This is a genomic window from Pseudomonas sp. AF32 (assembly GCF_022342325.2).
GTDB classification, from domain to species: Bacteria; Pseudomonadota; Gammaproteobacteria; order Pseudomonadales; family Pseudomonadaceae; genus Aquipseudomonas; species Aquipseudomonas uvaldensis.
Genome location: NZ_RQJK02000002.1, coordinates 281,533 through 293,478, shown reverse-complemented (window position 1 = coordinate 293,478; position 11,946 = coordinate 281,533). Strand labels below are relative to the sequence as shown.

Sequence of the window (11,946 nt, the reverse complement as noted above, 5' to 3'; positions counted from 1 at the left end):
CCATTGTGGGCAAGGGCAATCGCCCGTTTCATTTCTTCAACGCGTCATGAGCCTCCAGCGCCCGCAACGAGTAGATGTACGCCGCGCCAGCGTTCAGCGAAACCGCAGTGGCCAGGGTGGCGGCGATTTCTTCGCGGGTGGCACCGGCCTTGATGGCCGCGTCGGTGTGTACACCGATGCAGCCATCACAGCGGGTCGTGATCGCCACGGCGATGGAAATCAACTCGCGGGTCTTGGCGTCGAGCACGTCGTTTTCGGCGGCCGCTTCATCCAGGGCCATGTAGGCCTTGACCATTTTCGGGTTGCTTTTGCCCAGCGCGCCGAAGGCGCTTTTGATAGTGGGCAGCAGTTCGGACCAGTTGTTGAACATCGCATTGACTCCTGTAGTCGGGGGCAGGGCATCGAGCCCTTGTAGTCTTGACCATCCGTGACGATCAAGCCGTTTTCATGACGAAATGCACGGTAGCCGGCTCATGGCGTCCTGGCCGGCAGCAGCTTCAAGGTCTCGCGGGTGTTTGCCGTCACTTCTTCCTCGGCCAGGTGCGCCTGGTGATACACACCCTCGATGTACGCCTCGGCCTGATCCTCGTAATGCTTATCGAACGGCACACCACTCTGGCCGACGGGGTTGATGGTGACGCTGTGGCTGGGGTCGGCGAAGTCGATGATGCGCCGGGTGGACGGGCCATAGGTCACCGGCCACGGGGCGGGGCCGATTTTCGCCGAGAGGTTGTTGGGCACCTCATGAGTGCCCGGCGCGGCAAACGGGCCGACATTGAAAATCCGGTCCAGCGGTTTTTGCATGCCCAGTGGATGACCGTGGGTCAGGGTGTGGGCCTTGCCCCACTGCCATTGCGTGGGATCGTCACCGAGGGGCGCCTTCAGGTGCGCCAGGCTCTTGGTCCAGGCGATTTTCACAATGTCGGCGCGGGTCTCGGTGCCCAGTGTCGAGCGGTCGTCCCACCAGGGTGAATCCTGGGAAGCCGCCAGGCGTGGAAGGGCGGCATCGATCACCCGGGTCGACAGCGCAGTGTCGAAGAACCCGTCCCCCAGTTCATCGTGCAGGGCGGCGTCGGCCAGGTTGAACAGGAACTGGTTGAACAGTGTGGCGCTGACGGAATCCACCGGGTAATCACCCTGCCATTGAGCCAGTTGTTCGACGAATTTGCGTTCCTGCGGGTCGCTGGCCACCTCACGCAATAGCGGCAGCAGCGGCGCGAGCAGCCGAGGCCCGTAGGCGGTGGTGGTGCCCAATTGCAGTTTGCGCGTGGTCTCGATGTCCCACTTCGCCTGCTGGTCGCTGAGCTGCTGGTTGAGTTGCTGACCGCGGTCGGCGAGGTTGTAGTACCCGGGGATTTCCATGCTATTGGCCGTCACTGGTTGGAAATTCGCCGAGATGATGTAGCCCCGGTCCGGGTTCTCTTCCTGCGGGTTGCTGCTGAACGGGTAAAAACCTTCTTTATCCGCCTCGGGGCTGCTGCCATCGAGAATGAAGCCGGGTTTTACCCCTGCCGGTCGCTTGGGCAGTTGCGCCGCGGCCCACCAGCCGATGTCGCCTTTGGCATTGGCCCACACGACGTTCAGTCCGGGCGCGTGGATCCTGGCCGAGGCGCCACGGGCCTTGGCAAGGGTATCGGCGCGATTGAGCTGGTAAAACGCCTCGAGGATCGGATTGCGGCTTTCCAGGAAACCCCACCACATGGCAACCGGGGTCTTGCCGGCATGCGCACCGAGGGCGTCGTTGACGATCGGGCCATGGGGCGACTGACGCAGCACTAGCGTCACAGGCGCCAGGCCTTTGACCGCGATCTGTTGCTCGCTGCGGGTCATATCCACCCATTGCCCGCGATACCAGACCTGCTCGGGATTGTCCGGGTTGACCTTCTCCGCGATCAGGTCCAGGTCGTCGTTCTGGAACATGGTGATGCTCCAACCGAAATCCTTGTTCATGCCCAGCGTTGCAAAGGGCATCAGCGCTTGATAATGCCCATAGAGTTCAAAACCCGGCGCCGAGAGGTGCGCTTCGTACCACACCGATGGCGTCGAAAAGCGAATATGCGGATCGCCCGCCAGCAACGGCTTGCCGCCGTGAGTGCGGCTGCCGGATACCGCCCAGGCATTGCTGCCTTCGAACTGCGGCAGGCCATTTTCGGCGAGGGCCTGCTCGCTCAAGCGCGCCAGGGCGTTGAGCTCTTTCCAGTCGTTCGCGGCCAGCGGCAGGCCGCTCTTGCGTGCCTCGGTCAGCACCCCTTGGGGCTGCCATTCAAGGTCGAAGATGTTCAGGTAGTCGGGGCCCAGTTGATCGCGTACGTAGGTCAACAGCGGTTCGGTACGAAAGGCCGCGGCAAAACTGTAGGCCATGTAGCCGGTGATGCTCACGGTGTCTTCGGCAGTGAAGGGACGCTTGGGAATACCCAATACATCGAATTCCAACGGCCGGGTGTGGCTGTTCTGGTAGAGGTTGATGCCGTCGAGGTAAGCCTGCATTGCCAGCCACGCCGGGGCTTGATGATCCTGTTCGGCCACATAGCTCGCGGCGCGCTCGCGAATGCGCAGGCTGCGCATCAGCTTGTCGGTATCGAGCAGTTTCGGTCCCAGCACTTCGGCCAGTTCGCCACGGGCGAGCCGGCGCATGATCTCCATCTGGAACAGCCGGTCCTGGGCATGGACGTAGCCAAGGGCGCGGTACATATCGGCTTCGTTCCCGGCGCGGATATGCGGCACGCCCCGCTCGTCGTAGCGCACCGTGACTGTGCCGTGCAACCCTGCCAGTTGCACCGTGCCCTGGCGGGTCGGTTGCTTGCTGTAGAGGTAGCCACCCGCGACGATGATGGCGGTCACGACGAGTGAGAGAAGTGCGATGAGGCTGCGTTTCATGAAGCTTCCTTTGCCGATGACGCGCTGTTTTGTTCCTGTTTAACATGCCGCTGCCTGTCGGCGCATCGTTCCTCGGAGGGATTTGTCTAGGGTGTGTACGAAATTGCTTGAAGCGCAGGTTAGGCAAGGCAAAAACCGGCGAGGAGCGTCCGGGGTCGCGCTCGACTTGACTGGTTGTCAATGAGCATTCCGATCGGACTCGCGCACGAGCCGGTTTTTAACGCTGCATAACCAAGTTTCAAACGATTTCGTACATAGCCTAGGGTTTGGCGGAAGTGTCCTCTCCCCACGGGCAATAACAACCCACCGCCAGCGTATGGGTTGCGTTGACCGCCCGACCGACGCTCAACGCCTCGAGAATGGGCTCGATGAAGCTGTTGCTTGAGTTGCAGGTCAGCCCTTCACTGTAGGGGCCGAAGTACGCCAGTTGGCCGCTGCGATCCCAGATTGCCACGGCCGGGCTGGCGGGAATCCGGTCTGAACCGGGGAGCGCGGCGAGGGGCTTGAGGCGGTTCAGGGTGGTGGGCAACTGACCTTGGCTGCCGGTCTTTTGCACCGCATAGAACTCGACACCTTGCGGTACGTATTTATCGACCAGTTCGGAAAGATGCTGCTGGTTGCCGACGTTGCATGGACATGCCGGGTCCCAGAAATGCACCAGGCGGATCGCGCCCGGGCCAGCCAACTCCGCGGGCAGGCGCAAGGGATCGCCGGAGAAGACTGCTGTGTGTTGGCTGAACGCCCGCAGGAAACGACCCTGGAACCAGTCATAGGCCACCCACAACACGGCGGCGCACCCGAGGGCGAGCAGGCTGGCAAACAGGGTCGTGCGGTGGGACGGGCGCATGGAGTCGATCCTCTGGGGGCGGGTAGCTTGCCATGGCTGGCGCGACAGATGAATATCGCAGGCTGACAAAGTCCTTTTGCGCGATGCGCTCTGCCTGGAAATATTGATGCCTGCCACTTTCGATCCCGATCATCTGCGCGCCAGCCTGCCATCCCTGGCCCAGTGGCAGCCGCTGTCCGAGCAGGCGCAGGCCTACCAGCACTTCTATGGACTGGATTTTCCCCAGCGCAGCGTGCGCAAGGGGCTGGGACGCTTCGAAGTCGGCGGATATGAGTTGGTCGGGCAAGTCTGGTGGCCGGAAAAAGCCGTGGCGACGGTATTTGTGTTTCATGGCTACTACGATCATATGGGGCTGTACCGGCACTTGATCGAGTGGGCCCTGGAACAGAAGTTCGCGGTCATCGCATGCGACCTGCCGGGTCACGGGCTGTCGAGCGGTGAACGCGCCAGTATCGGCGATTTCGCCGAATACCAGGCGACGTTGCAGGGGCTGCTGGCCGAGGCCGCGACGCTAGGGCTGCCGCACCCCTGGCACCTGTGTGGGCAAAGTACAGGCGGGGCGATTGTGGTCGATCATGTGCTCCACCACGGCGCGCAGAGCCCGGCCCAGGGGCAGGTCATTTTGCTGTCGCCTCTGGTGCGGCCACGGGCATGGGGTTGGTCGCGCTTGAGTTACTACCTGCTCAAGCCTTTCGTGAGCGGTATTGCCCGGCGCTTCAGCGAGAACTCCACCGATCCCGGTTTCCTGCCGTTCCTGCAAGCCGACCCGTTGCAACCGCTGCGTTTGCCCACCGCGTGGGTGGGCGCGCTGGCGCAATGGATCAAGCGTATCGAAGCCGCTCCCAGTAGCCCGCGCCGGCCGTTGATCGTGCAAGGGCAAGCGGACATGACGGTGGATTGGAAGCACAACCTGCAAGTGCTGCGCAGCAAATTCGACCGGCCCCAGGTGTTGATGCTGCCCGAGGGTCGGCATCACCTGGCGAACGAAGCGCTGGCGATGCGTCAGGAAATGTTTGGGTTCTTGAGCAAGCGGATGAGTCGGCTCCGGGATTGACCTGGGCATGGCTATCGCGAGCAGGCTCGCTCCCACAGGAGATTGGGTGACGTCGAATTTCGCGACTGGCCGCGCTCCAGTGTGTGCGAGCCTGCTCGCGATGGCGCAATTCCAGGCGCCAAAGATCGAGCTACTGCCCCAGATTCTGCCCCACCGCCAAACCCGCCCGAATTGCCGCCAGCGCCGCTTGATAATAAGCCTGGCCCTCGGCCGATTCGGCGAAGGTGGCGAACTCTTCCAGTTCCGTATCCGTCAGGTCGCGGTAGACGTAGAGCAGGGTGTTGTTCAGGTCGGCGCCGATCTGTTCCATCAGCCGCTGACGCTGGCCGTTCAGCATGCTCTGGGTCTGGCCGGCGCCCAACAGGCCGGGGATCATCGAACTCAGGCTGTCGGCCGCCACGCCGGCGATCGCCAGGCTGACTTCGGCGCCGGCCTCTCGGGCGGGCAGGGCTTGCGCCAGGTGGCCGATGATCAGCAGCCGATTGTCGCTGGCCTGCATCTTGGGCAGGCCTCTGGCATTCTTGGCCAGTTGATCACGACGTGTGGCCAGCAACTCGGCGGCCACCACCTTGCGACCCAGTGGCGACTGGAAGAAATCCAGGGCAGGTCCCGGGTTGCCGAGATGCTTGCGCAGTTGTGCTTCGGCCCTCTGGTCCATGGCCTGTGGGGCAAAACGTTGATTGCTGTTGTTCACCAGCGCCTGGAACACCGCCGGTGGCAGGCTGTTCTGATAACGCTGTTGCGCGGCGCCCAAGGCATCGTTGAAATGCGCGCGCTGTTCCGGCCAGCCGGCGACCTTGTACAACTGGTCGTAGCTGTCTGCCCAGGCGGGCATGACGCAGAACATCAACAGTGAGAAAAGCAAACGGCGCATAGGGACTCCTGTCAGCAGCCGACTATTCTCCGTGGGGTGTGAGGTCTTGTCGAGAATTCGTATCAAGTTCGTACGACAGTGCTACCCGCAGCGCCCAACCCGCTGCGTGGCGCTGTTGGTTTTACCGGCACAGGCATACTATGCGCGCCATGCAAATACCTTCTGATCACCCGCTGCTGTTACGTATCGTGGACGACCTCGCCGAGCGCGGCTGGTCGCAGCAGGACCTTTTCCTGCCGGACGACTTGACCCGTGCCCTGGCGGCCGAATGTCGCCAACGCGCCGCCGAGGGCGAACTGGCCCCGGCCGCGGTCGGGCGCGGGCCGTTCTCGGAAATCCGTGAGGGCATCCGGGGCGATCGTATCCAATGGATCGAACCCGGCCAGGCGCAGGCCTGCGACCTTTACCTGGGGCTGATGGACAGTCTGCGCGAGGCGATGAACCGGGGGCTGTTCCTGGGCCTGGAAGATTTCGAGAGTCACTTCGCGCTGTACCCGCCCGGTGCGTTCTACCTCAAGCATGTCGACCGCTTTCGCGACGACGACCGGCGCATGGTGTCGGCGGTGTTGTACCTCAACGACGACTGGTTACCGGAACAGGGCGGTCAACTGCGCATGTACCTGGACGACGCCGAACATGACGTACTGCCCAGGGGCGGCTGCCTGGTAGTGTTCCTGTCGGGCGATATACCCCATGAAGTGCTGCCTGCCACCCGCGATCGCCTGTCTTTGACCGGCTGGTTCCGGCGCCGCGGCAGCGAGTTGTTCTGAGCATGGAAAAGATCCTGGTCAGTCGCTGCCTGCTCGGTCATCGCGTGCGCTACGACGGTGGTGCCAGCGGGCCGTTCGATGTGCTGCAGCAATGGCTGGACGAAGGCCGGGTCGTGCCGCTGTGCCCGGAAGTCGCAGGTGGCTTGCCCACGCCTCGGGCACCGGCGGAGATTGCCGGTGGGCAGGGCGTACGTGTGCTCGACGGCGAGGTTGCGGTGGTCACCGCTGATGGCGAAGACGTCAGCGCCCAGTTTTTATCAGGTGCCCATCAGGCGCTGGATCAGGTCCGTGAACACGGCATCCGGATCGCTGTGCTCAAGGCCAACAGCCCGTCGTGCGGTAACCTGCTGACCTATGACGGGACGTTCAGCGGTGTGAAGGTCCGTGGCGAAGGCGTGACCGCTGCGTTGCTCAAGCGTCATGGCGTAAAGGTCTTCAGCGAGTTGCAATTGCCGGAAGCCGCGGCGGCGTTGATGGCCTTGATCAAGGAATAACCAAAGGCAGCGCGGCCGTTGTGGCGAGGGGATTTATCCCCGTTGGGGTGCGAAGCAGCCCCAAACATGACGCCTCGGTGTATCAAACCAATCGCGTGCAATCCTTTTGGGGGCGCTTCACACCCCAACGGGGATAAAGCCCCTCGCCACAGGTTTGAGTAAGGCCGCTGAGCAGGGGCTTGGTTTCAGAGCTGCCCGGCCAATTGTTCAATCTGCTCCTGCCGCTCAGCCTGGCTCAAGCGTGGTTGTGGGTTGAGCGATGACCACTGCGGATAAGCTCGGGCTTTGGTCAGGGCTTCGGGAAGCTTGCCTTCGCGCCAGCTTTTGTCCTGGGGCGTGGCGATACGGATGCTCTCCATCGCCGCATGGCCGCGCTGATTGAGGGCTTGCAGCAGTTGCCGTTGGCGCAGGGCCAACAGGCGCAGCACATTGTCGTCCACCGTCAGCTCGCGCTGGCCCTTGAGCTTGCCCAGCAGCCGGTTGCCGTAGCCGCGGGCGGTTTGCACGGCGCCGCCGGCGATGGCGCCAGCCAGCGCGGCGGCACCCAGGGTCAGGCCTCCCACCAGCAAATCCACGCCGGCACCGGCCGCGGCACCCGCCGCGATCCCGCCGCCGACGCGCACCCCCAGTTGTTTGAGGGTTTCGGGATTGAACAGATCGTCACCCCAGCGCCCGTCCAGCAGCGGCAGATCGCTGGCCGCCGCGTCCTGGGCTCGGAAAGCGAACAGCTTGAGCAAGGCTTCGACGCAACGCTGTTCGCGCTGACGGACTGCGCTACGCAACTCGCTGATGGCCTGGCGTTCCAGTTCGGGATCGCTGGCGACACTGCGGCGGCAGGCGGCGCAGTCAATGAGTAATTCGGCGATCAGCCGCGCCGCGCTCTGCTGGCGGGCCTGGCGTTGGGCCTGTTGATCGGCGACCAGCCGCTCCAGTTGCCCACGAGCGCCTTCGAGCAACAGCGCGAGACTCTCATACAGGCGGCGCTCGCCATCCTCCGGCGGGACCACGCTGTCAAAGCGCACCAGGGCATGCAGCCCCAGCCGCCCCAACGCTTCGCGCCAGGCCTGCTCGCGATGGTTGGCGTTGCTGACAAAATTCAGCACCGGCAGCAGCGGCTTGCCGCAACTGGCGAGTACCTCTAATTCGTCGCGATACTTGGCCAGCACCGGTTCCCGGGCATCAATGACATACAGTCCGGCATCACTGGCGAGCAGTTGTCGCAACACCTTGGCCTCTTGCTCGAAACGTTGCCGGGCTTCGCTGCCTTCGAGGAAACGAACCAGGCGCGCCGGGCCGTCGAGGCGTTCGCCCGGACGCTCCAGGCGTTCCAGGTAATCGAGCAGGGCGATAGCGTCTTCCAGGCCCGGCGTGTCGTACAGCTCCAGCAGCGCTTCGCCGTCTACCGACAGGCGCGCACCTTCGACGTGGCGGGTGGTGCTCGGACGGTGGGAGACTTCGCCAAAGCCGACGTCACGGGTCAGTGTGCGCAACAGGGAGGTCTTGCCGACATTGGTATGACCGACCACGGCCAACTTGAGCGGTTTAATCGGATCAGTCATGGCCGCTCTCCAACCAGTTCAACGGCGCGCAATCGGCGAAGGGCAGTTGCAACTGTTGCAGCGCCGTGTGCCAATCCCCCAGACGCTCCGCGTCCAGCGCTTCGCCGGGCGGCGCCTGCAACAGCCAGACGCGGGTGGCGCTGGCGCTGCGGGCCAGCTCGGCGATCAACGCCAGGCTGCCGCGGTCCGGTGAGCGCCGAGGGTCGCAGGCAATCGCCAGTCGCGCGGGTGGGAAGCGCGACAGTTGTTCCAGGAGCTTGTTGCGGGACTCGCGGCTGTCGAGGATACCGGCGTTCTTCACCGTGTCCGGTAGTTTCGGAGGCCAGGGGCGATCGTCCAGCTCGACGGCTACCAACAGCGCGCCGTCGCTTTGCGCCGCACCGGCTGCCGGCTCGACCCGATGCAACTGCGCGGGTGCGGCGTCGTTGATGCCCAGCCGCTCGCTGCTGGGCATCAGATGCTCGCGCAATTGAGCGTAGCCCGGCAGGTTCAAGTCCAGACACAGCCGCGCCCGGCCACGTCGCCAGCGCCACAGGCAGAGCAACGCCAGGCACAGGCGCGGCAACACCCCGTAGACCAGCAGCACGCCGACCAGCCAAGCGGCCCAGGCCTGGCGTGCGGTCTCCAGATTGAGGGCTCCGTCGCCGCTTGCTCGGATCATGTCTATGGTCGGCACACTGAACCCCAACAGAGCCGGCAAGGCGCCGAGGGTTCGGGTCAGGGCGACGAAGGTCTCGCCGCCGAGAATGGTGGTCTCCCAGACGAAGCCATAGCGCCGGGTCGCCATCAGCATCAAGACGATGACCAGCGCGCTGAGCATTGCCAGCAACCACAGGCCGTTGACCAGCGCGCCGAGGGCCCAGCGATTGAGCTTGTACCGTTGCAGCAACACCAGCAACGCGGGCGCCAGTTGCGCGGCCTTGGTATCCCGGGCCAGTTTTTCACTGAGCCACAGCCACAGGCGCCCCAGCGTCGCGCCCTGCTCACCGACAAATACCAGGCCCAGGGCCCAGCCGACGAGCAGGATCAGGTTCAGTCCCAGCAGACTGCCCAGGGCCCAGAACACGTTGACCGGGGTCTGTCCGTCACCCAGCGCGGCGAATCCCAGGCCGGCACCGCAGGCGATGGCAAGCACGGTCAATACCAGCACGGCCAGGCGCGCCCCTTGCAACCAGTGGCGCAGGGCTTGGGTCAGACCGTCGCGCTCGGCCAGGCGCAGGGCACGGTGGCGGATGCGGCTGGATAAATCGCCGCCCGCCGTACGGGCCAGGCGGTTGGCTTCCTGGTCTTGCAGCGGGCCGGCATGCTCTTCACGCAGGCGTATCGTCTCGGTCAGCCAGAGGCTTTGCAATTCAGTCAGGGGTCCAGTCACGGGCGCTTCCGTCGCAAATGAACGTTGAGGATAACCGCTGCGGCGCCTGTCGGGGTACGTCGGGGCTCTGGTATCCTCGCCGTCATGAAAAAAACTCTCCCTCTCAGCCTGATCGCAGCCCTCGGTGAAAACCGCGTGATCGGCATCGACAACAGCATGCCCTGGCACCTGCCCGGGGATTTCAAATACTTCAAGGCCACCACCTTGGGCAAGCCGATCATCATGGGGCGCAAGACCTGGGACTCGCTGGGCAGACCGCTGCCTGGACGCCTGAACATCGTGGTCAGCCGCCAGCCCGGCCTGGTGCTGGAGGGGGCGGAGGTCTTTTCCTCGCTGGAAGCCGCCGTGGCGCGAGCTGAGTCCTGGGCAGCGGAGCAGGGCGTTGATGAGTTGATGCTGATAGGTGGCGCCCAACTCTACACCCAGGCGCTGGAGCAGGCTGATCGGCTGTATCTGACCCGTGTGGCGCTGAGTCCGGATGGGGATGCGTGGTTCCCGGAGTTCGATGAGAGCCAGTGGAAATTGGTCTCGAACCAGCCGAATCCGGCCGAAGGGGATAAGCCGGCGTACAGTTTTGAGGTGTGGGAAAAGCTTTAAGAGCATCGCGAGCAGGCTCGCTCCCACAGTCAGCCGAGTTTTGTCAGACAGACCTCGGTCAACTGTGAGAGCGAGCCTGCTCGCGATAGCGGTCTATCAGGCATGCACCAACTCAGCATGCTCCTCGGCCTCCAGCACGGCCTTGTCAGTCTGCTGCATCACTTGGCTGGTAATGGCGCCGGCGGTGATCGAGCCGCTGACGTTCAATGCCGTGCGGCCCATGTCGATCAACGGCTCGACGGAAATCAGCAACGCCACCAGCGAGACCGGCAAGCCCATGGCCGGCAGCACGATCAGCGCCGCGAACGTCGCGCCGCCACCGACACCCGCCACCCCGGCCGAACTCAAGGTCACAATTGCCACCAGCGTCGCAATCCACAGCGGATCCAGTGGGTTGATACCCACCGTCGGCGCGACCATCACCGCCAGCATGGCCGGATAGAGACCCGCGCAACCGTTCTGGCCGATGGTGGCGCCGAACGAAGCGGAGAAGCTGGCGATGGCGCGCGGGATACCGAGGCGGCTGGTCTGGGCCTCGATGCTCAGCGGGATGGTCGCGGCACTGGAGCGACTGGTGAAGGCAAAGGTCAGCACCGGCCAGATCTTGCGGAAGAAACGCAGCGGGTTGATCCCGGCGGCAGAGACCAGCAGGCCGTGGACCACGAACATCAGGCCCAGCCCCAGGTATGACACCACGACAAAACTGCCGAGCTTGACGATGTCCTGCAGGTTGGAACCGGCCACTACCTTGGTCATCAATGCCAGCACGCCGTAGGGAGTCAGCTTCATCACCAGGCGCACCAGGCGGGTTACCCAGCTTTGCAGGGTGTCGATGGCATTGATCACTTTCTGACCTTTCTGCGCGTCATCCTTGAGCAACTGCAACGCGGCGACGCCCAGGAAGGCTGCAAAAATAACCACGCTGATGATCGAGGTCGGTTTGGCCCGGGCCAGGTCGGCAAACGGGTTCTGCGGGACGAACGAAAGCAGCAACTGCGGGATGTTCAGGTCGGCGACCTTGCCGGCGTAGTCGCTCTGGATCACTTGCAGTCGGGCCAGCTCCTGGGTCCCGGCCACCAGGCCTTCGGCGGTGAGGCCGAACAGGTTGGTCAAGCCGATGCCGATCAGGGCGGCGATGGCCGTGGTGAACAGCAGCGTGCCGATGGTCAGGAAACTGATCTTGCCCAGGGACGAGGCGTTATGCAGGCGGGCCACGGCGCTGAGGATCGAGGCGAAGACCAGAGGGATCACGATCATCTGCAGCAATTGCACATAACCATTGCCCACCAGGTCGAACCAGCCGATGGACGCCTTGAGCACCGGGTTGCCGGCGCCGTAGATGGTGTGCAGGACGATGCCGAAGACCACGCCCAGGACCAGTGCCAGCAGCACTTTTTTTGCCAGACTCCAAGTGCCATGGCGCGTTTGCGCCAGACCGAACAGCAAGGCGAGGAACACCAGCAGATTGAGGATCAGCGGCAGATTCATCAAAAAGGACTCCG

General features: G+C 63.6%; 11 protein-coding genes. 4 read left to right on the top strand and 7 right to left on the bottom strand.

Annotated elements, in window-relative coordinates:
• Positions 1-28: 28 nt before the first annotated feature.
• From EGM97_RS03575 to EGM97_RS03565, 3 genes are all read right to left on the bottom strand, one after another.
• On the bottom strand, positions 29-370 hold the full coding sequence (locus EGM97_RS03575; RefSeq protein ID WP_003206631.1) for a carboxymuconolactone decarboxylase family protein: 342 nt from the start codon (positions 368-370) through the stop codon (positions 29-31).
• 101 nt (positions 371-471) lie between these two features.
• Positions 472-2,877 (bottom strand): penicillin acylase family protein, encoded by a 2,406-nt coding sequence (locus EGM97_RS03570; protein WP_238960670.1) that lies wholly within the window; start codon positions 2,875-2,877, stop codon positions 472-474.
• 259 nt (positions 2,878-3,136) lie between these two features.
• A complete protein-coding gene (locus EGM97_RS03565) occupies positions 3,137-3,724 on the bottom strand; it encodes a DUF6436 domain-containing protein (protein ID WP_238960671.1) in 588 nt (195 codons plus the stop codon).
• A 106-nt stretch (positions 3,725-3,830) separates the two neighbouring features.
• Between EGM97_RS03565 and bipL the strand changes: the two genes are divergently transcribed.
• The gene (gene bipL / locus EGM97_RS03560; protein WP_238960672.1) at positions 3,831-4,778 is read left to right on the top strand and encodes a phospholipase BipL; all 948 of its coding nucleotides are present in this window, start codon (positions 3,831-3,833) and stop codon (positions 4,776-4,778) included.
• 130 nt (positions 4,779-4,908) lie between these two features.
• Here bipL and EGM97_RS03555 read toward each other — a convergent pair whose 3' ends face one another.
• Complete coding sequence (locus EGM97_RS03555; protein ID WP_238960673.1) at positions 4,909-5,652, bottom strand: DUF2059 domain-containing protein; 744 nt, start codon at positions 5,650-5,652, stop codon at positions 4,909-4,911.
• A 140-nt stretch (positions 5,653-5,792) separates the two neighbouring features.
• On the opposite strand from EGM97_RS03555, the gene EGM97_RS03550 reads away from it, so the two are divergent.
• Entirely contained in the window at positions 5,793-6,422 is a 630-nt protein-coding gene (locus EGM97_RS03550; protein WP_238960674.1) for a 2OG-Fe(II) oxygenase, read from the top strand.
• 2 nt (positions 6,423-6,424) lie between these two features.
• Entirely contained in the window at positions 6,425-6,916 is a 492-nt protein-coding gene (locus EGM97_RS03545; RefSeq protein ID WP_238960675.1) for a 2-thiouracil desulfurase family protein, read from the top strand.
• A gap of 185 nt (positions 6,917-7,101) precedes the next feature.
• On the opposite strand, the gene EGM97_RS03540 is transcribed toward EGM97_RS03545, so the two are convergent.
• A complete protein-coding gene (locus EGM97_RS03540; protein WP_238960676.1) occupies positions 7,102-8,475 on the bottom strand; it encodes a GTPase/DUF3482 domain-containing protein in 1,374 nt (457 codons plus the stop codon).
• On the bottom strand, positions 8,468-9,835 hold the full coding sequence (locus tag EGM97_RS03535; protein ID WP_238960824.1) for a DUF2868 domain-containing protein: 1,368 nt from the start codon (positions 9,833-9,835) through the stop codon (positions 8,468-8,470). Before EGM97_RS03535 ends, EGM97_RS03540 begins: the two co-directional genes overlap by 8 nt.
• A gap of 96 nt (positions 9,836-9,931) precedes the next feature.
• Here EGM97_RS03535 and EGM97_RS03530 point away from each other — a divergent pair, with 96 nt between their 5' ends.
• On the top strand, positions 9,932-10,444 hold the full coding sequence (locus EGM97_RS03530; protein ID WP_238960677.1) for a dihydrofolate reductase: 513 nt from the start codon (positions 9,932-9,934) through the stop codon (positions 10,442-10,444).
• 96 nt (positions 10,445-10,540) lie between these two features.
• Here the strand turns inward: EGM97_RS03530 and EGM97_RS03525 are convergent, their stop codons facing one another.
• Positions 10,541-11,932: an L-cystine transporter gene (locus EGM97_RS03525; protein ID WP_238960678.1), complete on the bottom strand. Its 1,392-nt coding sequence runs from the start codon at positions 11,930-11,932 to the stop codon at positions 10,541-10,543.
• Positions 11,933-11,946: the final 14 nt, after the last annotated feature.